Here is a 22,511-nt window from a genome sequence, read left to right on the forward strand (position 1 = left end):
CATGGCTACGTTAAAAAACCCACCGCGCTTTTCGCTTGCCTCCGCTGCGGCAGACCAAACCCGCAACCGGATCGTCCTGTCCGCTGCCGATGGCGCACGCATCGAACTGTTCGTGCTCGCCGACGACATCGTCCGTGTGCTTGTGCTGCCCAACGGCGAGTTGCAAGGTCCGCGCACTTGGTCGATTGCACCCGGCACGGACGACGTGCCGCTCGAAGGTCGTGACCGGTGGGACCTGAGCGGCTTCGCACCCGTGACGTTCAAGCTCGAACACGACGCGGACAAGATCATCATAAAAACTGCGCAGATCCGTTTGACGGTCGCGCTCGACGGCGGTTTCTGCTCATGGGAAATCGCGCGCGACGGCGCGTGGCTTCTCGTGATGAACGATCGCAAGACCCAGGCGTACAACTTCGGCTGGTGGGACGAGCGCGTGTATCACTACGTCGAGCGGCAACGCGACGAAATCTACGTCGGCCTCGGCGAGCGCGCGGGCTCGCTGGATCGCGCGAACCAGAGCTACGAGATGCGCAACGTCGATGCGATGGGTTACAGCGCACGTACCACCGATCCGCTGTACAAGCACATTCCGTTCTACGTGACGTGGCAGCCGCAGACGACGACCGGTTACGGCCTGTTCTACGACACGCTCGCCGATTGCCGTTTCGACATGGGCCGCGAGCTGGACAACTATCACGGGCACTATCGGCACTTCGTCGCGGAGCACGGCGATCTGGACTATTACTTCATCGCGTCGCCGGACACGCCGCTGCATGCGGTGCGCCGCTTCACCTGGCTAACGGGCCGACCCGCCTTTATGCCGAAGTGGGGCCTCGGCTATTCCGGTTCGACGATGAGCTATACCGATGCGCCCGATGCGCAACGCCGCATGGGCGACTTCATCGATCGCTGCCGCGAACACGACATCCTGTGCGACTCGTTTCATCTGTCGTCGGGTTATACGTCGATCGGCCCGAAGCGCTATGTGTTCAACTGGAATCACGAGAAGTTTCCCGACATCGAAGGCTTCGTGCAGGACTATTTGCGCAACGGCGTACGACTATGCCCGAACATCAAGCCGTGTCTGCTGCAGGATCATCCCGCGTTCGATGAAACCGCACGCGCCGGCCTGCTGATCCAGACACGCGACGGCGAACCCGCATGGGTGCAGTTCTGGGACGAGGTCGGCGCGTATCTCGACTTCACGCGCCCCGCGACGATCGACTGGTGGAAAACGCGCGTCAAAGATAGCCTGCTGCGCTACGGCATCGTGTCGACATGGAATGACAACAACGAATTCGAAATCTGGAGCCCCGACGCGATCGCGCACGGCTTCGGCCAGCCGTTCCCGGCACGACAGGCAAAGGTGTTGCAGACCCAGATGATGATGCGCGCGTCGCGTGACGCGCAACGCGAGCACGCGCCCCACGCGCGACCGTTCCTTGTATCGCGTTCGGGCGGCGTTGGCATGCATCGCTACGTGCAGACCTGGTCCGGCGATAACTACACGTCGTGGGAAACGCTGCGCTACAACCTGAAAATGGGCCTCGGCCTCGCGATGTCCGGCGTGTCGAACAGCGGTCACGACATCGGTGGATTCTCAGGTCCGGCGCCTGGACCGGAACTGCTCGTGCGATGGGTCGCATTCGGCATCTTCCTGCCGCGCTTCAGCATCCATTCGTGGAACGACGACGGCACCGTCAACGAACCTTGGATGCATCCCGACGTCACGAGCCAGGTCGCCGGTCTGATCAAGCTGCGCTACCGGCTCATTCCGTACCTGTACGAACTGCTGTGGCAATCGCATCGCTCGTACGAACCAGTGCTGCGCCCGATGTTCGCGGAGTTCCCGAACGATCCGCACTGCCTCGTCGACGGCGACGACATGATGCTCGGTTCGTCGCTGCTCGTCGCGCCGGTCGTGGACGAGAGACGTAGCGAACGCGATGTCTATTTGCCGGCAGGCACACGCTGGGCCTCGTGGTGGAGCGGCGAAGTATTCGCCGGCGGGCAGATCGTCACGCTCCCCGCTCCGTTCGAACAGCCAGTGATGCTGCTGCGCGAAGGTGGCGTCGTTCCGCTGAACGTCGCCGAGCAGCACTTCGCGCAACCTGCCGACGAACGCGCATTCATCGCGCTGCCGTTCGCAGGCGTCGGCACCGCGCACGGCAGCTGCGTCGAAGACGACGGCGAAACCGAAGCATGGCGCGACGGTGCACAAGGGCGCTGGAATGTTTCGATCGTGAGCGACGCGACTTCACTGCGCATTTCGATCGAACGCGAAGGACAGATGCCGGCGGGTCAGTTGGGGCAGGCTGAAGTGCGGCTCGATGTGCCCGCGTCCGACACGCGTACGGCTGTCTGCACAAGCGGGGGCATCGTTAGCGATGCGGTCGTCGGCGGTTGGCGCCGTTTGACGCTGCGTCTTGCTCATTGAATCTGCGACACGCTAGATCGACAGATCACATTTACAACAACCAGCAACTGGTGCTGGCATAGGAACGGAGACTTAACGCAATGAAAACTTCGAAGCGCACGCGCATGCGTGCAGTGATCCTCTCTGGCCTGCCGCTCGCAGGCGCCCTGCTGTCGACCGCGGCATCGGCGCAAAGCAGCGTCACGCTGTACGGTATCGTCGACAACGCGTTCACCTATTCCAGCAATCAGAAGGGCCATTCGAACTTCTACCTGAGCCAGGGCAACCTGCAGGCAAGCAAGTTTGGCCTGCTCGGCGCGGAAGATCTCGGTGGCGGCACAAAGGCGATTTTCCGGCTGGAAAGCGGCTTCAATTCGCTGACCGGTGCGCAAAGTAGCGCGGGTTTGATTTTCAACCGGCAAGCGTACGTCGGTTTGAGCAACGACAGGTACGGCACGATCACACTCGGTCGGCAGTACACGCCGTATTTCAACATGGTCGGCGCACTCGGACCGACGGGCGTGCTGACGGGTGCAACGGGCGCGCATCCGGGCGACCTCGACGGACTCGACACGACGCTGCGCTTCAACAACTCGATTACGTATGCGTCGCCGAACTTCGCCGGCCTCACGTTCGCCGCGCAATACGGACTCGGCGGCGTGCCGGGCAGCGTCGCGAACGGCAGCAACTTCAGCGCGGCCATGCGTTACGACTACCAGTCGTTCTCGGCCGCGGTGGGCTACGTGAAGCTCAAGGACATCACGACGAGCCAGTCGCTCGGCAGCTTCGCGGACAATTCGCCGGTCAACAACGGCTATGCGACGGCGAGCAGTTCGCAGATGATCGCGGCCGCCGCGCGCTACACGCACAACGACCTGATGGTCGGCGTGAACTATTCGAACGTGCAGTACACGCCCGGCTCACACTCGCTGTTCGCGAGCGAAGCGGTGTTCAACACGTACGGCGCGATCGCGACCTACCGGTTCACGTCGAACGTGACCGCTGGCATCGGGTACAGCTACACGCGTGCGAGCAAGGCTAACGGCATCGACGATCCCGCGAAGTATCACCAGATTTCACTCGAGCAGACTTACAGCCTGTCGAAGCGCACCACGCTATATGCGCTCGAGGCGTATCAACTGGCGCGCGGCAAATCGCTAATCGCGTCGGGTTCGGGGGTGGCTATTGCCGACTCGGTTGCGGTGGTCGGCGATTCGCAGAATACGACGCCGTCATCGGGACCGTCGCAGTTCGTCGGGATGCTGGGGATTCGGCACGCGTTTTGATTGTTTGTGTGCGGCGCTGACCTGACGCGCTTTAGTCCGCGTCGCTCAGCGTGCTCTTCAACCGCCCCTGCATAAAGTCGAGAAAGCACTGGATCCGCAGCGCGAGTTGCGAATTCTTGTAGTACACCGCGTGCACCGGTTGCCGTCGTACGCGCGTGAGTTCCGGCATCACCTTCACGAGCTGGCCGGTTGCGATGTCGTGCGCGGTCATGAACATCGAGAGGCACGCGATGCCCTGCCCGGCCAGCGCAAGCTGACGCAGCGTCTCGCCGCTCGACGCCGCGATCGTCGGTTGAATCGCGAAGCCGTCGCCGTCTGGATGTTTTAGCGGCCATGCGTTGAGACTATCTGGTTCAGTGAAACCGAGCAGCGCGTGATGCTGCAGATCGTCGATCGATGCGGGGATTCCGTGCGCGTCGAGATACGCGGGGCTCGCGAGCAGATTCAGCCGGCTCGATCCGAGCGCACGTGCGTGCAGCGTCGAATCGCTGAGCGTACCGATGCGGATCGCGATGTCGGTGCTCTGCGCGAGCAGGTCGATGTTCATCTCGCTGGTGTTCAGCTGCAACTCGATGCCGGGATACTGCTCGCGGAACGCGCCGATGTGTGGCACAACCGCGTGCAACATGAACGGCGTTGCCGCGTTGACGCGCAGCCGGCCCTCCGGCCGGTGCTGGCGCGCTGCGAGCCGCTCTTCGAGATCGTCCATCTGCCGCAGGATGCTGCGTGCGTTCTCCAGAAAGAACTCGCCCTCCTCGGTCAGCTTCATTCGACGCGTCGTGCGGTTCAGCAGCGTCGTGCCGAGTTTTTCCTCGAGCTTCGACAGCGCACGGCTTACTGCCGACGGCGCGAGGTTTAGTTGCTGCGAAGCGGCCGTCAAGGAGCCGGACTCGATGACGGTGACGAAGATTTTTAGTTCGTCGGAGTGGGCTTTCATGGGGGGTTGGTGTGCGGCCGTGTCGGGTGCGATGGGATGCAGTTTACACAGGTGTAGGACAGGGCCTGTGTTGTCAGCGTTGCGACCGGATGTCCTCGCCCCAGAGCGGAGCTTTGAACTCTCTGAAAGCGGCCGGTCAAACCTGGAGCAATCAACTCCCGCAAAAGTCCAACCGTGGCAAGTTGCGTCGTGACATGAACACGCTGGGTGTAGCCGTATTCGAACGCGTTCCGGGGACCATCTCCGACAGGACGCGAAAACATACCCACTACCTGTCCGTTCAGCTAGCGCTAGCCGCCCTTGCGGTCGCCTCCCGAAGTTTTTGCAGCCGCAACGAATGACTGTGCGAGATCCAGCACTTTCGGCCTGTCCGGCTCTCCATCCATATAGGGTGCCTCAGCCAGCCGGCCGACTGTTTTCAGGCTGCGGATCATCACCTTGCCGCTGTCCGGATAGGTACAGACCTCGTGCGGATCATTCAGTCCAACCGCAAAGTAGACAAGGTCCTCGTCGAACGGATTCGCCAGTTGGTGAGCGACGCCGGTGCCCGCTGGGCACGAGATGCAGTCGCCCGTCCGGATTTCCTGCACGGTATCGCCGTAGCGGAAGACACCTCGGCCAGACAGCACAAAGAACACCTCGTCCGCTCTTGCGTGCGTGTGGAAGGGACAGGCCGTTCTGCCCGGCGGCACCCGCGACAGGTTGGCACCTAGACGACCCGGACTGGCGTCAAGGGCCGGCGTTAAGGGTTTCCATGCGCTTCCCCAATGATCGCCCCCCATGCGTTCGACTTCGTTGACGTCGCCAACGTTGATGACAAGCGATGGCATCGCCGCATGCTCAAACTGCTGCTCCATTTTTTTCTCCGTCGTTGATATCGTGTTCGGAAACTACATGACCTACTATTTTTTCCTGATCACGTTCGCTCAGATTGAACCCTGCCGCGCTTGCCGACTGTCCTCGAGCGCTCGCCACTCCTTGACAAGCTGTCTTCGACTTCTGGAATACCGGTCCTCCAGAAATACGGCCTTGACGATACGGTCAACGCGGAACAACCGGAATCCCTCCCGCAGTTCGCACCACGCGGCGATAAACCGCCGCGACTCGACGAAACCTAAAACAATCGGCCATATCGTGCGCTCAGACAACGCCCCATGATGGTCCTCGTAGGCGATGTGCATCTTGCGCTGCTCGCGCAACGCCTGCCGCACGCGCGTTAAATCAAGCGTCGAGTTCACATTGTTCGGGCCGACATACAGGGCATCGTCAGTCAAAGCCCCCCTCATTTCAGAGGAAAGGACACCACCGATTTTTGCCAACGCGTTTTGCGCTGCACGAGCCAACACCTCATCCGTCTGGCGACTTACCCACTGAACCCCGGCAACCAGCGCCTGCAGCTCCTCCTCGGTGAACGATAACGGCGGTAGCACGAACCCCGGCCGTAAAAGGTATCCAACACCCGGAGCGCCGTCGATATCGGCTCCCATGTCCTGAAGCGTTGCGACATCGCGACGAACCGTGCGCAGCGATACGCCGGTTTCTTTCGCAAGCACCTCGCCAGACACCGCTCCACGGTGTCGCCGAAGTACCTGCATAAGATCGAACAATCGTTGGCTTCGAGACATGCTCAGTCCATCGAAACAGGCCCCTCGCCGCCGAACATACGACCGGATTCGATCGCCTTGCTCAAGGGCACGATTTCGGCGATCCGGAACCGAAGCTTGCCAGCTTCGGCGGCAAGCGCATGGCTATTCAAAATGTCGCTTCGCTCGCCGCTCCAGCGCATCCGTTGACGAATACACGCATTCCGTACGTGAGCGTAGGCTCGCGCGATTTTCTGAGCTGTGTTGTTCGTGCTGGTCGTGATGGCTTCCTCGCAGTGTTGATGAGGAAAGCCCAGTATAGGACGGCACACTGCCAAATTCTGTCACCATCGAGACGAAAGGCAACGGGGTCACCAGATCGTGATCAACTGGCAAATCACCTCGACATGATCATGCTCCTTGCTATCACTCAAGGAACTCCGTCAGCAACCGCACGATTTCATCGGGTTGCTCATCCGGTAGCCAGTGTCCGATATTGGGCAACTTCAACACGGTAGCGCCAGGCGCAGTTGTACCGAGAAACGCGGCGAGGAAGTCGTAACTGATGCCGCCCAGCCCGAGCACCGGAATCGTCAGTGGGGAATACCGGGCGGCATCCGCGATATCTGTTGCGAATGCCGAGAACCAGCCGTTGGCCGCGCGCAGCGCATCCGCGTTGTCGTAAGCGGCAGCGTAGACGACACGGTCGTGCGCCGTGATTTTTGTTTTGTCGGCCGCCAGGTAGTCGTATAGCCAGTCCTGCACGATATCGTAGCGACCGGCAAATACTCGCTCCGATAGCCCGGGAATCTGGTTGAATGCAAACCACCAGGGATGTACCGCGCGCGCCGGATTATCCAGGTCATAGGTGCCAGGCGCTGGAAGCAGCGGAATCTGTTCGAACACCGGGAACGGATGCGGCGAGTCCATCATCACCAGCTTACGCGTCGCTTCAGGATAGTTGGCGGCAAAACTGTAGGCAACCATCGAGCCCACATCGTTACCCGCGATATTTACCGTTCCCAAGCCCAACTGGGATACGAGAGCGCGGATGTCGGACGCCATCGTTTTCTTGTCGTAGCCGCCATCGGGCTTGTCCGACCCACCCATTCCACGAAAATCAATAGCAAGCACGCGATAACGCTCGGCGAGCTGCGGTAATACACGACTGAATTCCCACCAGGTCTGCGGCCAGCTCGGCAGCAGGATCAACGGTTCACCTATACCGCCTTCCACATAATGCAAGCGGATGCCGTTGACTTCGGCGTAAGCGTTCTTGAAACCGGGCAGTGTCGCGACGAGGTCGATATCGCTGATCGCGCTGGGTGATGAAAAGGACATTTGATTTCCTTAGAACATCGTGTTGGCGTTGTTAGAGGAAGCGGGTACCGGTTGCAGCACGTCCCAGTGCTCGACGAGCTTGCAATCGGTATCGAAGCGGAATATGTCGACGCCTGCGGTTTCCTGGCCACCCCAGTCCAGATAGCGTACGTGCACGAAGGCCAGATCGCCATCGATGGCAATGCGCTTCACCTCGCAGGGTATGCGCCCGGCTTGCTTGATGTAGCCCATGATTCCATCAAGCCCATTCGGGAAGAGCGGGTTGTGCTGGATATATGGCCCGGACACGAGACCGGGCAGCAGGTCGGCCTCGCCCTGGTTGAAGACCCGGTCGTAGATAGTGTCGAGTACGTGCTGGATGCGATCTCTGGTCATGGCCTGGTGGCTCCGAGTTGTGTGTGCCGCCATTGGAGCAGTCCCCGGAGAGATGGACCATACGCATAACGCGCTATAACATAGCAATTCGTCTCAATCTGGCAAGATGCAACCATGTATGCATTGAACGGTTGGTTGAAAGCAGTTCGCGCCGATGGCCTGGTACTGGTGCGCACACGCGTGGCAGGCCCTTGGGGATTTTCGGTCCAGCAACGCGACGCGGTGGTGTTCCATTTCGTGGCGGAAGGACGTGCCTTCGTGCGTCAAGCGGGTGTGGACGTCATGGAATTGCAGGCCGGTGCACTGGTCTTGTTTCCGCGTGGCGGTGCACATGAAGTGGCGTATTCGGCGCGGGGCAAATCCGTATCGCTGGAGACGTTCCTGGCGAAACGCGATGGTGTAGTCGATCGCGATCCGAAGGCCGTCACGCTGATTTGCGGTCAGTTCGATATGGACCGGCACCTGGCCCTTCCTGCCCTGCGGGCCCTGCCACGAGCCGTGTTGCTCCATGCAGGGATGGAGCCCGGATGTTCGGCGCTGGGCGATACCCTGCGGATGCTCCGTAACGAGGTGGAAACACCTAACTTCGGCAACCAGATTGTGGTCCGTAACCTGCTCTCGTCCTTGTTCGTCTACTTCATGCGCGATTGGGCCGGCGCCGCTTCGCTCACCGCAAAAGACTGGTTTTCGGCAGTACGCTCGCCACACCTGGCGCGGGTACTCGCACGTATGCACGAAGCGCCCGAACGCACGTGGACCCTGGAGGAACTCGCCGGCGAAGCGGGTCTTTCGCGCGCTGCGTTCGCGCGCCACTTCAGCGATCTGGTAGGTGAGCCACCCCACAGTTATTTGACCCGCTGGCGAATGGGAATTGCTGCGCAGTTGCTTGAGGAAACGGATCAGCGGCTCAGCGAAATCGCGTCGCGCGTGGGGTACCAGTCCGAATTTTCATTCAGTCGCGCGTTCAAGCTGGCTCGTGGGGTCTCGCCGATTTTCTACCGCCGCTCGATGGCCAGTCGTTCGAAAACCGGCGCTTCTGCGGCGCAGTTGTGAAGGCGCGGGAGTCGTGCGGGCGCAGAAATGGAACCCCTTCGCGATTGTCCCGGCGGTTTCCATTGAGAGATGACGAACGAGTCGCGTACCGGAGAAGCCCCGCCGGCTAGCGATGCAACCCATCGAATCAACCGGTTTTTTTGCCGTATCTGAGACGACGATTTTTAACTGACTGACTACTGGCACAGTTTTCACTTTCTGGGCTGAGGCAACACCGCCTCACCCCACCCGCCCCTCAAACCCCATCAACACATTCACCGCATTCGTCCCAATCTCGTCGACCATATAGCCGCCTTCCATCACAAATAAAGTAGGCATACCGAGCACCGCGATCGCTTCGCCAAGGCGCACGAAATCGCCGGTGGTCAGCGCGAAGTGGCTGATCGGATCGCCTTCGAACGTATCGACGCCGAGCGACACGACGAGCACATCGGGCGCATAGGCTGCGAGACGCCGCCCCGCATCGGCGAGCGCGTCGCGATAGCGGAGCCAGTCGGTACCCTTCGGCAGCGGATAGTTCGCGTTGAAGCCGAGCCCGTCGCCGCTTCCCTGTTCGTCGGCGAAACCGGAGAAGTACGGGAACGACACGCTCGGGTCACCGTGCAGTGAAACGAACATCGCGTCGGCGCGATCGTAGAAGATGTCCTGCGTGCCGTTGCCGTGATGAAAATCGACGTCGAGCACCGCGACCCGCTCCGCGCCCTGCATGAGCCCACGTTGCGCAGCGATCGCCGCGTTGTTGAGATAGCAATAGCCGCCCATGTACTCGTGCGCCGCGTGATGCCCAGGCGGACGACACAACGCGAACGCGCCACGCGCGCCGGCCGATATGACGTCCATACCGGTCAGCGCGACGTTCGCGCTGGCGCGCACCGCCTCCCATGTGTGCGCTGCGATCGGCGAGCCGGCGTCCATGGCGTAGTAGCCGAGCTTGCCGTCGATGAACGCGGGTTCGATATCGTCGCGCAAGTTACGCACCGGCCAGACCAGCGGCAACGCGTCGTGCGTGCGGCCGGTCGCGGACCATTCGTCCCAGGCCGTTTCGAGAAAGCGCACGTAGCGGTCGCTGTGCGCGCCAACGTAGTGCGAGCGGTCGTACTGCCGCTCGCCGATCACGTCGCCGAGACCGGTCGCGCGCACGCGGGCAAGCACGGTCTCCGCGCGCTGCGGGTTTTCAAACGATCTGGCGATCAGGCCGTCTTTAAGCTCGATGCCGTAGTGCAAACGATGCGCTTCGCTGAATACGGTAAGCATGTCAGGTCCCTGCGAGGTCGAACGCACAGTGTATCGAGCTCTTTCCGCACTTTGTTTGCTTTTCGATCTACCCGACCCTACACTTTTCGCACGAACAGACTACCGATACGAATCCATGAGAACGAATCGCCCTCCCGCCCGACTCGACGCGACCCTCGACGCCACCGATCGCGCGATGCTGCGTCTGTTGCAGGAAGACGGCGGGCTGTCGAACGCGGCGTTGAGCGAACGTCTCGCGCTCAGTGTGACGCCGTGCTGGAGAAGGAGAAAGCGTCTGGAGGACGAAGGCGTGATCCGCGGCTATCAGGCGAATCTGGACCGGCGGCGGCTCGGCTTCGATGTGCTCGCGTTCGTGCACGTGCGCTTCCAGTCGCATGGCGACAACGCGCCGGACCGCTTCGAAAAGGCGGTGGCGAAACTGCCGGAAGTGCTGTCGTGCCACAAGGTGACCGGTGACGCGGATTATCTGCTGCAGGTGCTGGCCGCCGATCTCGACAGCTACGGCGATTTCGTCGAACGTGTGCTGCGCAAGCAGCCTGGGGTCGCGTCGATCCAGTCGAGTCTAGCGTTGCGCGAGGTGAAGTCGACGAGCCACGTGCCGGTGCCCGACGATCTGTCACGGCCGGGGCGACGTTCATGAGCTACGTCAGGCCGTAGCGTCCACGCACGCGCGCCATACCTGCGCGACGATCGGGTCGGCCGGGTTCGCGGTGGTCGCGTCGATGAACAGGTTGGCCGGCTGCAACTGCGCGGCAGACCACGTCTGCGCACCATGCAACTGCCTCGCGATACGGCGTGCCTTGCGGGCGAGCGTCACGCGTTCGAGCCAGCCCGCGTCGAGCGAACGGCGCGCGAGCCAGATGCGCGCGGATTCGACCCGATGCGCGTCGGTGGACGGCGTGTCGTGCAGCACGGCCGCCGCGAGTTCGCTCACCGCGAGATAGCACAGCAGGTTCGCGATGGCGTGGGTGGTCAGCGCGTCGTCTGTGCGTTCATTCGTGCTTTCGTCGATGTGTATGGTCATGGGTGTGGCGATAACCGTCAGACCTGCAGCACGCGGCCGTCCGGGCCGATCTTGCGCGGCAGGACCGGCAAGCCACCGGTCTTTTTCGGTTGCATGGCGGCGGCCGCGGTAGATTCGCCGGCGCGTGCAGGCTCGGTCACCCGCTTCGCGAGACGCGGCGCCTGGGCGACAGTCTTCGGCCTAACACCACTCACCCCATGACGCACCGGCGGATGCGCACGCGCCTCCGGCGGATTCCAGATTTCGACATACGTCTGTGCGTGGGCGGCTGTAGCCACGCCGAAAAACAGTGCTGTCAGCGCAAGCGCGCGGGCATTCATGATTCGCTCTCCGTTGCCATTGCCATTGCCATGGCTCCGTGGTTCGTGATGTTCGTGATTCAGCGCGTGCACGATTTGGCGGTACCGACGCACCGGCCATCGCAGCCCGCGCAGTAGTGCCGGTTTCGCAGTGTGTCGTCCACGGCCCAGCTGTTTGCCGGTGCGCTGGCCGTGCCGGCCTCGTGACCGTTCTCAACCGCATGAAACGTCGCCTCGCCGGCCTTGCCTCGCTGGATCGACGCGTCGATTTCCACTGCGCCGAACGCCGCCTTGAGCCGCGCGATGAACGCGGCCGTTTCCGGCATCGGATGAACCACAGCAGGCGTGAAAACCAACTTGCAGGCAGAAGCGTTCATGGCGACGACTCCTTTTCCGATACAGCCATTCGGCTAAAAAAAGTACCGCGAAGTACCCATTTGCCGTTTCCGTTTTCGGTGTAGGATACTGTACATATATACAGTGATTTTTGCAACCAGCCGATGCCCTCACCCGCCCCCCATCCGGAAGATCTACACCCGTCGCTCTGGCGGGCGTCGCAGCTTGCGCGCCACACCGCGCGCACGCTCGACACCGGCTATGCGGCGCTGTCCGCGGAACTGCCCGGCGGCGGCTGGCCGGTCGGTGCGCTGGTCGATCTGCTGGTGCAGCAGCCGGGAGTCGGCGAAATGCGGCTGCTGAGCCCAGCGCTTGGCGCAGCCGGCGGGCGGCCCATTGCGCTGGTCCAGCCGCCCCACTTGCCGAACGGGCCCGGGCTCGACTACATCGGCCTGCCGCTCAAACAGTTGATGCAGCTCAACGCGAAGACCACCGGCGACGCGCTGTGGGCCGCCGAGCAGATCCTCCGCGCCGGCAGTTGCGGCGCGTTGCTGCTGTGGATAGAGCGCGTGCCGGTGTCGTCGCTGCGGCGGCTCCATCTGGCCGCGCAGTCGTCGGACACGTTCTTCGTGGCGGTGCGTCCACTCGCCGCCGCGGCCGATACCTCGCCCGCGCTGCTGCGGCTCGCGCTGCGGGCCACCAGCGAGGGCCTCGCCGTCGACATAGTCAAGCGACGAGGGCCGTTGCGCACGGACCCGCTGCCGCTTCCCCTTCAACCCACACCCGTTCTGCTTTCCCGTCATGCGCGCACTGCTCGCCGTTCACCTGCCCCGGTTGCAGCTCGAAGTCTTCAGGCCGAAGTGGCTGCCTGAGCCGGCGCACGGCTGCGCGGTACTCGAGCAGGACCGCGTGCTCGTCGCCAGCCGGGCCGCGCGCGCGGCCGGCATTCGCCCCGGCATGAAGCGCGGCGGCGTGCTGACGCTCGAACCCGGCGTCGAGATGTTCGAGCGAGACCCGGCACGCGAAGCCGACGCACAACAGGCCGTCGCGGTCGCGCTGATGAAGTTCTCGCCCGAGGTCGCGCTGGCCGAAGAGGCTACGGTGATCGTCGACGTCAGCGCAAGCCTGCGGCTGTTCGGCGGCGTGCTGCGGTTGTGCCGCGAAACGAAAGCGCTGCTCGCCACGCTCGGCTTCAGCGCGCGCGTAAGCCTCGCGCCGACCGGCCAGGGCGCATGGCTGCTCGCGAAGCACGGCAATCGCCGGCTCCTGAAAATGCGCTCGCTCGAACAGCGGCTCGCCGCGCTGCCGCTCGAATCGATCGCCGAGGTGCGGCCGTTCGCCGACTGGTTCGCGGGGCTCGGCTGCGCGACGATCGCCGACGTGCGCAGGCTGCCGCGCGCGGGTCTGCAACGCCGCTGCGGCGAGCATCTGCTCGATTCGCTCGACCGCGCTTTCGGCACCGCGCCCGAACTGTTCGACTGGCTCGAACTGCCGCCCGCCTTTTCTGCGCGCATCGAGTTGCCCGACCGCCTCGAGCACACCGAGGGCGCGCTCTTCGCCGCGCACCGGCTGCTCGTGCAGATGTGCGGCTGGCTGTGCGCGAAACAGCTGGCGGTCACCGGCGTGCAACTGCTGCTCGAACACGAGCGCGGCCGGCAGGCCATTGCGCCCACCGCGATCGACATCGCGCTCGGCGAGCCCACCTGGCACGAAGAGCATCTGGTCCGGCTGATCCGCGAACGGCTCGCGCGCGTCGAACTCGCGGCGCCCGTCATCGCGCTGCGGCTCGACGCGTCGCAGGTGCAGGCCGCCACGCCCGCTTCGACTACGCTCTTTCCCGAGCCCGGTGGCTCGGCGGAAGATCACGCGCGGCTCGTCGAATTGCTGGTGGCGCGCCTCGGTGAAGACAACGTGCTGCGCCCCGCACCGCTCCCCGATCACCGGCCGGAAATCGCCAATCGCTGGGTACCGCTCGGCTACGCTCTGCCATCGGGTATGCAGGGCATTCCAATGCCGGCCGGATTGCCGCGCCCCACGTGGTTGCTGAAAACCCCGGTGCAGTTGCTGATGCGTAAAGAGCGGCCATTCTACGGTTCGCCGTTGAAGATGGTGTCGCCCGGCGAGCGCATCGAGGCCGGCTGGTTCGACGGACAACTCGTCTCGCGCGACTACTTCGTCGCCCAGGCTGACGACCAGTCGTGCTACTGGATCTATCGCGAGCGCACGGGCAGTCGCGACGGCAAGGAGCCGCACTGGTTCCTGCACGGACTCTTCGGATGATGCGATGGAACCGTCCTTCCGTCCGTTGCCGGCGTATGCCGAGTTGTTCTGCCTGTCGAATTTTTCGTTCCTGCATGGCGCATCGCATGCCGAGGAACTGGTCGAGCGCGCCGTGCAACTCGGCTACGCGGGGCTCGCGATCACCGACGAATGCTCGCTCGCGGGTGCTGTGCGCGCGCACGTGGCGGCAAAGGCGGCCAGCCTGCCGCTCGTCATCGGCTCGTATTTCCGGCTCGTTCATGCGGACGGCTCGCCTGCGTTCGGACTGATCCTGCTCGCGCAGAATCGCGAGGGGTACGGCAATCTGTCGGAGCTGATCACGCTCGCGCGCACCCGCGCACCGAAGGGCGAATACCGGCTCACGCCGCAAGACCTGTCGCGACCCGAGCCCGAGTACGGCCACCTGCGTGGCATGCCCGACTGCCTCGCGATCCTGGTGCCCGAGTTTCCCGCACAGGAAGAGAAACTGGACGCGCAACTCGAATGGCTCGACGAGACTTTTCCGGGCCGCGCATGGTGCGGACTGATCCTGCATCAGCGCGCGATGGACGACATCCATCGAGGCGCCATCGAATACATCGCGCAGCGCCATGGCGTGCCGGTCGTCGCGCTGGGCCACGTCGTGATGCACGTGCGCTCGCGCAAGCCGCTGCAGGACACGCTCACCGCGATCCGCACCGGCCGTCCCGTGCACGAATGCGGCTACGCGCTCGCGCCGAACGCCGAACAGCATCTGCGCTCGCGGCTGCGGCTCGCGAATCTGTACCCGGAGCACGCGCTCGGCGAGACCGTCGCCATGCTGGCGCGCTGCGCGTTCTCGCTCGACCAGTTGCGCTACGAATATCCGGGCGAGATCGTCCCCGACGGCTACACGCCGCGCGCGTGGCTGCGGCAGGAAACCTACATCGGCGCGCATCTGCGCTTTCCGGCGGGCATTCCCCATGACGTGCAGCAGCAGATCGAATACGAACTCGAACTCATCGCCGATCTCGAATACGAACCGTATTTTCTGACCGTCTACGACATCGTCCGCTATGCGCGCAGCCAGAACATCCTGTGCCAGGGGCGCGGCTCCGCGGCGAACTCCGCGGTCTGCTATTGCCTCGGCATCACCGAGGTCGATCCCGCGCGCGGCAACCTGCTGTTCGAACGCTTCATCAGCCGCGAGCGCGGCGAGCCGCCCGACATCGACGTCGACTTCGAGCATCAGCGGCGCGAGGAAGTGATCCAGTACATCTACAGCAAGTACGGCCGCGACCGGGCCGCGATCGCGGCCGCGGTGTCCACCTACCGGCCGCGCGGCGCGTTGCGCGAAACCGGCAAGGCGCTCGGCGTCGATCCGCAGATCGTCGATGCGGTCGCGAAGACGCATCACTGGTTCGACACCGGCGCCGAACTGCTGAAGCGCTTCGAAGAATCCGGGCTCGACCCGAACACGCCGCTGATCCAGGCATGGGCGTCGCTCGCATCGCAGCTGCTCGGGTTTCCGCGGCATCTGTCGCAGCATTCGGGTGGCTTCGTGATCAGCCGCGGCAAGCTCACGCGGCTCGTCCCGGTGGAGAACGCCGCGATGCCCGAGCGCAGCGTGATCCAGTGGGACAAGGACGATCTCGAATCGCTGGGGCTGCTGAAAATCGACGTGCTCGCGCTCGGCATGCTGTCCGCGATCCGCCGCACGCTCGACCTCGTGTCGGAGCGGCGCGGCGAACGTTTCCACATGCAGGACATTCCCACCGAAGATCCCCGCACCTACGAGATGATCTGCCGCGCCGACACGATCGGCGTATTCCAGATCGAATCGCGCGCGCAGATGTCGATGCTGCCGCGACTGCGGCCGCAAACGTTCTATGACCTCGTGATCGAAGTCGCGATCGTGCGGCCGGGGCCGATCCAGGGTGGCGCCGTGCATCCGTACCTGCGGCGCCGGCAGAAGATCGAAACCGTCAGCTACCCGAGCGAAAAACTAAAAGTCGCGCTCGAACGTACGCTCGGCGTGCCGATCTTCCAGGAGCAGGTGATGCAGATCGCCGTCATCGCTGCAGGTTTCACACGGGGCGAATCCGACGAACTGCGCCGCGCGATGGCCGCGTGGAAACGCAAGGGCAATCTGCAGAAGTACTACGACAAGATCGTCAATGGCATGCTTGCGCGTGGCTACGAGAAGTCGTTTGCCGACGCGATTTTCGAGCAGATCAAGGGCTTCGGCGAGTACGGGTTTCCGGAGAGTCATGCGGCGAGTTTCGCGCTGCTGGTGTACACGAGCAGCTGGCTCAAGTGTCATGAGCCGGAGGCGTTTCTTGCTGCGATGCTGAACAGCCAGCCGATGGGTTTCTATTCGCCGTCGCAGCTCGTGCAGGATGCGCAGCGGCATGGCGTCGAAGTGCTGCCGCCCGACGTGACGGTGAGCGGCTGGGACAGCACGCTCGAATCGATCGGCGCGCCGAGACCGGCTGTGCGGCTCGGGCTGTCGATCGTGCGCGGCATGCGCGACGGCGCCGCGGAGCGCATCGAGAATGCGCGCGCGGTGCGGCCGTTCACTAGCGTCGTCGATCTCGCGCGACGCGCGCAGCTCGACCGGCACGATCTGCAGGTGCTGGCCGGGTCGAATGCGCTCGCGCAGCTTGCGGGCCATCGTCGCGAGGCGTTATGGCGCTCGGTCGCGGCCGTACCCGATCGTGACATGCTCGCCGCGGCGCGCGTGGAAGACGAGATGCCGTGGCTGGGCGCGCCGTCCGAGGCGGAGAACATCGTCGGCGACTACCACACGATCGGGCTCACGCTCGAACGCCATCCGGTCGCGCTGCTGCGCTCCACGCTACGCGCGCAACGGCTGATGACGGCCGAGACGTTGCGCCATTACCGCAACGGACAGTTGGCGCGCGGCTGCGGCATCGTGACCGTGCGACAGCGGCCGGGCACCGCGAAGGGCGTGATCTTCATCACGATCGAAGACGAGACCGGCAACGTGAACGTAATCATCTGGCCGAGCCTGCTCGAACGACAGCGCAAGGAAACCCTGGGCGCGTCGCTGCTCGCGGTGTACGGCACGTGGCAGTGCGAAGGCGAAGTGCGGCATCTGGTCGCGCAACGCCTCGTCGACCTGTCGCATCTGCTCGGCGGCCTGACGACGGTTACGCGGAATTTTCATTAGCCTGGCCTGCGTGCTTCATCGGCATGATGGGTCACGGATCGAACGGTTCGATTTCGAGAATCTCGGCGACGCGTTGCAGGATGCCTGCACGCCGCCACGCGATGTACTTCGCGTAGCAGGTCTGCTGCGGCGGGAAATGAGTGGGCAGGCGATGCCATTTTTCATGATGCTGATGCACCCAGAGAATCGCATTGAGCAGCGGACGGGCATCGCGGCGCGGACGGCCGCGCGATGCGGTGGGTTCCGGCGTGACGAAGAGATGTTTGACGCGCATCCAGTCCGCGTCCGGCAAGGGAATTTCAATCACGGCACTTATGGGGGCTTGTAAGAAATTCAACGCTGGCGCATCGCGAAGTGAGGCGGCGGTGTGCGCGGGTTACTTGCCGGGGTTAGTCGGCGGGTACTCTGCTAGAGACACCGTTTGCCGCGCCGCAGATGAGTGCGGCGAAGGCGACGGAGTTGCTCATGAGGTCGTACGGTTCAATGTTAGTTGGCAAAAAGCGATGTCATCCGGAATATGCACGCGATAAGTAACGACGTCGCTTACGGTCTATTACAACGCACATGTGCGTCGGAGAGTACACGACAAAGTGCGGTTATTCGAAGCCATCTGTTCGACGCGGTTCGCGCCTTTTCGGGGCACGGCCGTTAGTGGTGTTCATCTCCGATATCAGAATCGACACGCTCATCGCTTCGTTTCTTCCGATCCTCGAACGCGGGCATGCAGCCGCCACTTCGAACGATACGTGCAGGAATGCCCACCGCAGTCGCACCGGCAGGAACGTCGAACATGACCACCGCGTTCGCGCCCACTCGGGCACCTCGACCAACGGTTACAGGCCCCAGGATACATGCTCCTGCACCGATGAGTACATCGTCCTCGATGACCGGAGCGCCTGCGCGCCCTCGTCCACCAATCACGACATTCGGAGCAATCGTGATGTTGTTTCCCAGTACCGCCTGTCTGTGCACGACGATGCCGAGACCCTGATATCCGAACGTCACATTTCTCCCGACCTGTACCGATGGCGGAAGCGAAACTGAGAACAAGATCCGGTTCGCCACCTTAAGAAACCAGGGGAAAAACGGCACCCTGAAGCGATACAGCAGATTCGAGGTCCGGTAAATCTTCGCTCCAATGCCAGCACACATCAGTAATTGCAACAAAATTGCGATCACAGCTTCTTCAGTCCGTCAAATACTCTTATCAAAAACAGGAAGAACAAAAAGAAGACGAAGCTCACGTCCCAATAGCCGGAATGGATGGCTATCAACATCGATGTCATTAAATAGCAAAAGCTGAACTTCGCGAGCACGCCCCGTCTCGCAGCATAGGTGTAGAGTTTCGCAATGACGAACGCCGCAGCCAGGAAACCAAAGAAGACACCCACATGGCCGAAGTCGACATAGAGTGCTCCCTGCAGTGTCGGCGTAATGCTCATTGGACGTCCGCCGATCCAGCGGGCTCCAGTCAGATCACCGATGATGTTGCGCGCGCCCCAGTGTCGGCCAGGCAAGAATGTCGCATAGTTGCTGAGGAACAACTCACCATACATAGGATCATGCAATACCTGCCCCACTGTCGCTATCGTGTTCTGGCTGAAGTCGAACATGGAGAGTGCCGGAGCCATCGGCAACAGATAGGCATGGTGCGCAATGAACCGGAAATCGACATTCTTGAAGAAGTGCCCGACGTCGTAATTTTGCGCGACCCGCACCAATGCAAACGTTGCGGAAAATCCAAACACCAACGCGGCAACCAGCAGGCTGACCAGCACCGTCTTGCGACCAGACAGCTTGAATACCACCATATAGACGTAGTAGCTCCCGACGAAGACAAGAACCGGCGATCGATATCCCAGCATCAGGATGCCCACGACATAGATCACCGGTTGAATCAGGCCGATTTTCCGTCCATGTTCGCGGTCGGAAATTATTCTTACCATCAGCCAGAATCCATAAAGCGGTGCGAGGTTGGACGCAAGCGCGGAATTCTCGAAACGCGACTCGCCCATCAATAGCGGCAGCCCGTGACTGGTAATAACAGCGACCGCAAGGCAGCACACGAAGATGAAGAGCAGAAAGACCGACAACTGCTTCGACGTTCTCGGCTTGATCCTCTGATCCACGACGATCCGCCCTCTCAGACCAAACACCGCACACCCTGTCAGATAACCCGCCAGTCCCACCAGAAAGAGGCTCCATCCAAGGGTCTTGTCGTACTTACCCGAGACGATCCACGGCGTATCGATCAACCCCAACAGGTTGTAGGCTGCGTAGACCACGAGAAATAGCAGTAGCGGATTGAGATGGCGCGGCTTTTCCACCCTATAACGGGCGCGTGCGTTTACTGCCGTATTCAATGGCATTTCCATAGCGACACCTACCGTTGATGAAGGCTGACCCACGCCTTTCCCAGCATCAACGCGAATCTGCTGTTCGTGAACAGATAGCGCTTCCACATCCGCCCCGGTTCCTGAACGACACGAAACAGCCATTCCATCCCGTAGTTCTGCATCCAGACAGGAGCGCGCTGCACTTTCCCTGCGACCACGTCGAATGTTCCGCCGACACCCATGACGAAGTCCACGCCAAGCTCTGATTTCCAACGGTTGATAAAAACCTCTTTCATCGGCGATGCGATCGCGACGAACAGCATGCGCGCCCCCGACTCGTGAATCCGCCGTACGATTGCCTGCTCGTCGTTCCAGAAATACCCATGGTGATAGCCTGCCATCCGCAAGCCCGGGTATCGTTGCAAGCATTCAGCCGCCGCGCGCCGAACGACTACTTCGGTTGCGCCGAGAAGAAATACGGGAAACTCTTTCTGTGCAGCGTCTGCAAGCAGTCGCCCAAAGAGGTCCACCCCGGTCACCCGCTCAGGTACATCGTGTCCTAACCAGCGTGCTCCCCAGACGACACCCATCCCGTCGATATTGACGATATCGCAGGCGCGAACCGACGCCGCCAGTTCCGAGTCAGTCTGCATGTTCACTAGCTTGGCCACGTTCACAACGACATGCTGTGTGAACTGCTTCTCGGCAATACGGGTCGATATCCACGCGACCGTCTCGTCCATCGTGACGGCATCCATCGGGCAACCAAACAGTTCAATTCGCTTCATGGCATTCTCGAATCCGGTAGTTTTTTCATCTCAGCGCTGCGAAATACGAACAGCTCCGTAAAGCACGGTGCTGCTGCTCACGTCCGTCGGCTGCAAATACCAGTCCGGTTTGTAGAGTCCCAGTTTGAAGTACGCGTCCTGTGCATCGGGGTAAGCGTTTGCGGCATGCGTCGCAGTAAAAACCAGTGCATCGTTTTTATAGAGTTCGGCAACCGCATGCTTGCCGGTTTCGTCCGGAACATAGTGCAGTGCCCAGCGCACCCACTTCCCGCGATCGGTATCCGCGCAGCAAAGCCACTGGGCAGCAGACACATTCTTGTGTTCAGCGCCACCATGTTCGGAAATCGCGTAACGCGTCCCCAACAGCGTGAGCGCTACGGCAGGACCGCCTTTCCGCGAGCCTTGATGGATTTGCGTGATGATCATCAATTGCTTCGAGTCGAACGCGAAATTCGGTGCCAAATACGTACTCCACTCGATCAGATAGTCACCTCCTTGCGCGAATCTCACGGGCGCAGGAAACAGCACCTCGGCTCGTGCGACGCCATTGGCGATATGCGAGAAATTCTCTCCTCGATCGATCGTTGCGCGCATGACCTTGTGCCCGTGCCTTACCGGATCGTCGATAACCGAGATATCACCGGGATTCGCCTGCACACCCATACGTGGGTCTACACCACGCTGCCAGTCCCATTCATAGATCGTCCGCATGGACGCCGATATGGCCTGCAGAGATGGGCTTGGCGCCATCGTCTGGGCCTGCGCAACCGAGCCTGCAATTGCTGCAACCAGACAGGCAAAGCCCGCAAGCGCCACGTATCGTCGCGCTAACCTACTATTCATAACATCCCCGGTTTCCGGCCAGCAGCCGATAGCAGTCGATATACAGAGCAATGATCGAATTTCTCGAATAGTTCTTACTAGCTCGCGCGAGTGCCGCCTTTCCCATCGAAGCGGCGAGCGTAGGTGTTTCGATCAACGAGCGAATACGCGTTGCCAGCGCAACGCAATCGTGTGCCTCCACCAGATAACCTGTGACGCCTTCCTCGACGAGATCCAGGAATCCGCCAAGCCTTGTTCCTACAACAGGCACACCGGAGAACATCGCCTCCAGCGTCGTGATGCCAAACGACTCGTAGTGACTCGGCATGCAGAACACTTGCGCATTGCGGTAGAACTTCAATTTTTCTGCACCACTCAACCATCCAACGAACGTTACGCGGTCGTCGATTCCGAGTTCGCGCACCACCTGCGACCAATGTGCGACGTCTCCGCTACCTGCCAGTCTCAAGCGGACGAAACATCCTTGAGCGCCTAGCATCGCGATCGCCTTGAGCAGATCATCCAGTCCCTTCTCCTTCGTCAAGCGCCCTGCGAAAGCGATATAGGGGTCGACGACACAGTCATCGCTAGCCATCGTTCGATTCGAAATCGACTCAGCCGGGTACGCGGTATTGCCAACTATGTGAAGCGTTCCAGGGTTGGCACCAAGCGCTCTCAATTCATCTGCGATCGCTGTCGATACAGCCACCGTCGCATCCGCACGTCGAATAAACCACGATATCGCCTGCCTGACGACCTTCATTGATTCGCCCTCGAAGTGACGGAAGTTGCCCGCGTGAAGATGAAAGATCGTCTTCTTGCCGTTCATTCTGGCTATGAGGAAAAGCAACCACTTCCTGTAAAAAGAGCCTCGTACGGAAACATGAAAATGCACGATGTCGATTCCTCGCATCGCGGCCAGCGCAAAGCGCGGAATATCCCGCAGCAGGAATCTGAGGGCGTGACGCAGGCTTCCAAAACCATGTGTCTCGAAGAACGAAAATGACAAGCCTCCTTCGCGGGCCAGGTTCTCAAACGACGCGAGTTCTTCCAGCACGGAGGCGATACCACCGCGTTGTCCATGGCCCGGCCCCACGTGAAGCACCCGGATCAGGTGTTGCCCCGCCACTTGCAGAGGACGTTCGCTCACGCCCTCGCGGAGGCTGCCTCCCGGCGTCACTTCGCACGTGGCATCAGACAGGCTGACGTTTCGATCGGACATTGCGTGAC

General features: G+C 61.7%; 23 protein-coding genes. 7 read left to right on the top strand and 16 right to left on the bottom strand.

Annotated elements, in window-relative coordinates:
- The first annotated feature begins 1 nt into the window (after position 1).
- Together ACREXZ_RS03770 and ACREXZ_RS03775 are read left to right on the top strand one after the other, a co-directional pair.
- Positions 2 to 2,437, top strand: a complete 2,436-nt coding sequence (locus ACREXZ_RS03770) for a TIM-barrel domain-containing protein (RefSeq protein ID WP_431762691.1) — start codon at positions 2 to 4, stop codon at positions 2,435 to 2,437.
- An 80-nt stretch (positions 2,438 to 2,517) separates the two neighbouring features.
- Positions 2,518 to 3,702, top strand: coding sequence for a porin (locus ACREXZ_RS03775; RefSeq protein WP_431762692.1), 1,185 nt, complete (start codon positions 2,518 to 2,520; stop codon positions 3,700 to 3,702).
- A gap of 31 nt (positions 3,703 to 3,733) precedes the next feature.
- On the opposite strand, the gene ACREXZ_RS03780 is transcribed toward ACREXZ_RS03775, so the two are convergent.
- The 6 genes from ACREXZ_RS03780 to ACREXZ_RS03805 form a co-directional block, all read right to left on the bottom strand.
- The gene (locus tag ACREXZ_RS03780) at positions 3,734 to 4,639 is read right to left on the bottom strand and encodes a LysR substrate-binding domain-containing protein (protein ID WP_431762693.1); all 906 of its coding nucleotides are present in this window, start codon (positions 4,637 to 4,639) and stop codon (positions 3,734 to 3,736) included.
- Between the two features lie 290 nt (positions 4,640 to 4,929).
- Complete coding sequence (locus ACREXZ_RS03785; RefSeq protein ID WP_431762694.1) at positions 4,930 to 5,496, bottom strand: cupin domain-containing protein; 567 nt, start codon at positions 5,494 to 5,496, stop codon at positions 4,930 to 4,932.
- A gap of 69 nt (positions 5,497 to 5,565) precedes the next feature.
- Positions 5,566 to 6,264 carry a helix-turn-helix transcriptional regulator gene (locus ACREXZ_RS03790; protein ID WP_431762695.1) on the bottom strand — a complete coding sequence of 233 codons (699 nt, stop codon included), beginning with the start codon at positions 6,262 to 6,264 and terminating at the stop codon, positions 5,566 to 5,568.
- Between the two features lie 2 nt (positions 6,265 to 6,266).
- The gene (locus ACREXZ_RS03795) at positions 6,267 to 6,425 is read right to left on the bottom strand and encodes a hypothetical protein (protein WP_431762696.1); all 159 of its coding nucleotides are present in this window, start codon (positions 6,423 to 6,425) and stop codon (positions 6,267 to 6,269) included.
- A 223-nt stretch (positions 6,426 to 6,648) separates the two neighbouring features.
- The gene (locus tag ACREXZ_RS03800) at positions 6,649 to 7,563 is read right to left on the bottom strand and encodes an alpha/beta fold hydrolase (RefSeq protein WP_431762697.1); all 915 of its coding nucleotides are present in this window, start codon (positions 7,561 to 7,563) and stop codon (positions 6,649 to 6,651) included.
- Positions 7,564 to 7,572: 9 nt separating this feature from the next.
- Positions 7,573 to 7,938 carry a nuclear transport factor 2 family protein gene (locus ACREXZ_RS03805; RefSeq protein ID WP_431762698.1) on the bottom strand — a complete coding sequence of 122 codons (366 nt, stop codon included), beginning with the start codon at positions 7,936 to 7,938 and terminating at the stop codon, positions 7,573 to 7,575.
- 114 nt (positions 7,939 to 8,052) lie between these two features.
- Here ACREXZ_RS03805 and ACREXZ_RS03810 point away from each other — a divergent pair, with 114 nt between their 5' ends.
- A complete protein-coding gene (locus ACREXZ_RS03810) occupies positions 8,053 to 8,991 on the top strand; it encodes an AraC family transcriptional regulator (RefSeq protein WP_431762699.1) in 939 nt (312 codons plus the stop codon).
- Between the two features lie 219 nt (positions 8,992 to 9,210).
- Here ACREXZ_RS03810 and ACREXZ_RS03815 read toward each other — a convergent pair whose 3' ends face one another.
- A complete protein-coding gene (locus ACREXZ_RS03815; protein ID WP_431762700.1) occupies positions 9,211 to 10,245 on the bottom strand; it encodes a histone deacetylase family protein in 1,035 nt (344 codons plus the stop codon).
- 115 nt (positions 10,246 to 10,360) lie between these two features.
- Between ACREXZ_RS03815 and ACREXZ_RS03820 the strand changes: the two genes are divergently transcribed.
- Positions 10,361 to 10,885, top strand: coding sequence for an Lrp/AsnC family transcriptional regulator (locus tag ACREXZ_RS03820; protein WP_431762701.1), 525 nt, complete (start codon positions 10,361 to 10,363; stop codon positions 10,883 to 10,885).
- A gap of 6 nt (positions 10,886 to 10,891) precedes the next feature.
- Here the strand turns inward: ACREXZ_RS03820 and ACREXZ_RS03825 are convergent, their stop codons facing one another.
- Genes ACREXZ_RS03825 through ACREXZ_RS03835 form a run of 3 tightly spaced genes read right to left on the bottom strand, consistent with a single transcriptional unit; the run spans position 10,892 to position 11,945 of the window.
- Entirely contained in the window at positions 10,892 to 11,269 is a 378-nt protein-coding gene (locus tag ACREXZ_RS03825) for a hypothetical protein (RefSeq protein WP_431762702.1), read from the bottom strand.
- A 17-nt stretch (positions 11,270 to 11,286) separates the two neighbouring features.
- Positions 11,287 to 11,589 carry a hypothetical protein gene (locus ACREXZ_RS03830; RefSeq protein WP_431762703.1) on the bottom strand — a complete coding sequence of 101 codons (303 nt, stop codon included), beginning with the start codon at positions 11,587 to 11,589 and terminating at the stop codon, positions 11,287 to 11,289.
- Positions 11,590 to 11,648: 59 nt separating this feature from the next.
- A complete protein-coding gene (locus tag ACREXZ_RS03835; protein WP_431762704.1) occupies positions 11,649 to 11,945 on the bottom strand; it encodes a hypothetical protein in 297 nt (98 codons plus the stop codon).
- Positions 11,946 to 12,068: 123 nt separating this feature from the next.
- Between ACREXZ_RS03835 and imuA the strand changes: the two genes are divergently transcribed.
- From imuA to ACREXZ_RS03850, 3 genes are read left to right on the top strand one after another with little or no spacing between them, the layout of a single operon-like run.
- The gene (imuA, locus tag ACREXZ_RS03840; RefSeq protein ID WP_431762705.1) at positions 12,069 to 12,776 is read left to right on the top strand and encodes a translesion DNA synthesis-associated protein ImuA; all 708 of its coding nucleotides are present in this window, start codon (positions 12,069 to 12,071) and stop codon (positions 12,774 to 12,776) included.
- Entirely contained in the window at positions 12,706 to 14,184 is a 1,479-nt protein-coding gene (locus ACREXZ_RS03845) for a Y-family DNA polymerase (RefSeq protein ID WP_431762706.1), read from the top strand. Before imuA ends, ACREXZ_RS03845 begins: the two co-directional genes overlap by 71 nt.
- A 4-nt stretch (positions 14,185 to 14,188) precedes the next feature.
- Positions 14,189 to 17,335 carry an error-prone DNA polymerase gene (locus ACREXZ_RS03850; protein ID WP_431762707.1) on the top strand — a complete coding sequence of 1,049 codons (3,147 nt, stop codon included), beginning with the start codon at positions 14,189 to 14,191 and terminating at the stop codon, positions 17,333 to 17,335.
- A gap of 31 nt (positions 17,336 to 17,366) precedes the next feature.
- Here the strand turns inward: ACREXZ_RS03850 and ACREXZ_RS03855 are convergent, their stop codons facing one another.
- The 6 genes from ACREXZ_RS03855 to ACREXZ_RS03880 all read right to left on the bottom strand — a co-directional run bounded on the left by ACREXZ_RS03855 (position 17,367) and on the right by ACREXZ_RS03880 (position 22,503).
- Entirely contained in the window at positions 17,367 to 17,642 is a 276-nt protein-coding gene (locus ACREXZ_RS03855) for a transposase (RefSeq protein WP_431762708.1), read from the bottom strand.
- Positions 17,643 to 17,983: 341 nt separating this feature from the next.
- The gene (locus ACREXZ_RS03860) at positions 17,984 to 18,514 is read right to left on the bottom strand and encodes a serine O-acetyltransferase (RefSeq protein WP_431762709.1); all 531 of its coding nucleotides are present in this window, start codon (positions 18,512 to 18,514) and stop codon (positions 17,984 to 17,986) included.
- Positions 18,511 to 19,710: a hypothetical protein gene (locus ACREXZ_RS03865; protein ID WP_431762710.1), complete on the bottom strand. Its 1,200-nt coding sequence runs from the start codon at positions 19,708 to 19,710 to the stop codon at positions 18,511 to 18,513. The genes ACREXZ_RS03860 and ACREXZ_RS03865 overlap by 4 nt, the downstream gene beginning before the upstream one ends.
- 8 nt (positions 19,711 to 19,718) lie before the next feature.
- A complete protein-coding gene (locus ACREXZ_RS03870; protein WP_431762711.1) occupies positions 19,719 to 20,459 on the bottom strand; it encodes a WecB/TagA/CpsF family glycosyltransferase in 741 nt (246 codons plus the stop codon).
- Positions 20,460 to 20,489: 30 nt separating this feature from the next.
- Positions 20,490 to 21,275 carry a heparin lyase I family protein gene (locus ACREXZ_RS03875; RefSeq protein WP_431762712.1) on the bottom strand — a complete coding sequence of 262 codons (786 nt, stop codon included), beginning with the start codon at positions 21,273 to 21,275 and terminating at the stop codon, positions 20,490 to 20,492.
- A 19-nt stretch (positions 21,276 to 21,294) separates the two neighbouring features.
- On the bottom strand, positions 21,295 to 22,503 hold the full coding sequence (locus ACREXZ_RS03880; protein ID WP_431762713.1) for a glycosyltransferase family 4 protein: 1,209 nt from the start codon (positions 22,501 to 22,503) through the stop codon (positions 21,295 to 21,297).
- Between the last annotated feature and the right edge of the window lie 8 nt (positions 22,504 to 22,511).

It is taken from the genome of Paraburkholderia sp. (assembly GCF_050742655.1).
Classification (GTDB): domain Bacteria; phylum Pseudomonadota; class Gammaproteobacteria; order Burkholderiales; family Burkholderiaceae; genus Paraburkholderia.

Excerpts from the sequence above, each read along its gene's own strand:
- ACREXZ_RS03845 (WP_431762706.1), top strand. The coding sequence starts at position 12,706 with ATGCGCGCACTGCTCGCCGTTCACCTGCCCCGGTTGCAGCTCGAAGTC.
- ACREXZ_RS03830 (WP_431762703.1), bottom strand. The coding sequence starts at position 11,589 with ATGAATGCCCGCGCGCTTGCGCTGACAGCACTGTTTTTCGGCGTGGCT.
- ACREXZ_RS03795 (WP_431762696.1), bottom strand. The coding sequence starts at position 6,425 with ATGCGCTGGAGCGGCGAGCGAAGCGACATTTTGAATAGCCATGCGCTT.
- ACREXZ_RS03800 (WP_431762697.1), bottom strand. The coding sequence starts at position 7,563 with ATGTCCTTTTCATCACCCAGCGCGATCAGCGATATCGACCTCGTCGCG.
- ACREXZ_RS03880 (WP_431762713.1), bottom strand. The coding sequence starts at position 22,503 with ATGTCCGATCGAAACGTCAGCCTGTCTGATGCCACGTGCGAAGTGACG.
- ACREXZ_RS03790 (WP_431762695.1), bottom strand. The coding sequence starts at position 6,264 with ATGTCTCGAAGCCAACGATTGTTCGATCTTATGCAGGTACTTCGGCGA.
- ACREXZ_RS03775 (WP_431762692.1), top strand. The coding sequence starts at position 2,518 with ATGAAAACTTCGAAGCGCACGCGCATGCGTGCAGTGATCCTCTCTGGC.
- ACREXZ_RS03780 (WP_431762693.1), bottom strand. The coding sequence starts at position 4,639 with ATGAAAGCCCACTCCGACGAACTAAAAATCTTCGTCACCGTCATCGAG.
- ACREXZ_RS03820 (WP_431762701.1), top strand. The coding sequence starts at position 10,361 with ATGAGAACGAATCGCCCTCCCGCCCGACTCGACGCGACCCTCGACGCC.
- ACREXZ_RS03770 (WP_431762691.1), top strand. The coding sequence starts at position 2 with ATGGCTACGTTAAAAAACCCACCGCGCTTTTCGCTTGCCTCCGCTGCG.
- ACREXZ_RS03850 (WP_431762707.1), top strand. The coding sequence starts at position 14,189 with ATGGAACCGTCCTTCCGTCCGTTGCCGGCGTATGCCGAGTTGTTCTGC.
- imuA (WP_431762705.1), top strand. The coding sequence starts at position 12,069 with ATGCCCTCACCCGCCCCCCATCCGGAAGATCTACACCCGTCGCTCTGG.
- ACREXZ_RS03835 (WP_431762704.1), bottom strand. The coding sequence starts at position 11,945 with ATGAACGCTTCTGCCTGCAAGTTGGTTTTCACGCCTGCTGTGGTTCAT.
- ACREXZ_RS03825 (WP_431762702.1), bottom strand. The coding sequence starts at position 11,269 with ATGACCATACACATCGACGAAAGCACGAATGAACGCACAGACGACGCG.
- ACREXZ_RS03870 (WP_431762711.1), bottom strand. The coding sequence starts at position 20,459 with ATGAAGCGAATTGAACTGTTTGGTTGCCCGATGGATGCCGTCACGATG.
- ACREXZ_RS03785 (WP_431762694.1), bottom strand. The coding sequence starts at position 5,496 with ATGGAGCAGCAGTTTGAGCATGCGGCGATGCCATCGCTTGTCATCAAC.
- ACREXZ_RS03810 (WP_431762699.1), top strand. The coding sequence starts at position 8,053 with ATGTATGCATTGAACGGTTGGTTGAAAGCAGTTCGCGCCGATGGCCTG.
- ACREXZ_RS03815 (WP_431762700.1), bottom strand. The coding sequence starts at position 10,245 with ATGCTTACCGTATTCAGCGAAGCGCATCGTTTGCACTACGGCATCGAG.
- ACREXZ_RS03865 (WP_431762710.1), bottom strand. The coding sequence starts at position 19,710 with ATGGAAATGCCATTGAATACGGCAGTAAACGCACGCGCCCGTTATAGG.
- ACREXZ_RS03805 (WP_431762698.1), bottom strand. The coding sequence starts at position 7,938 with ATGACCAGAGATCGCATCCAGCACGTACTCGACACTATCTACGACCGG.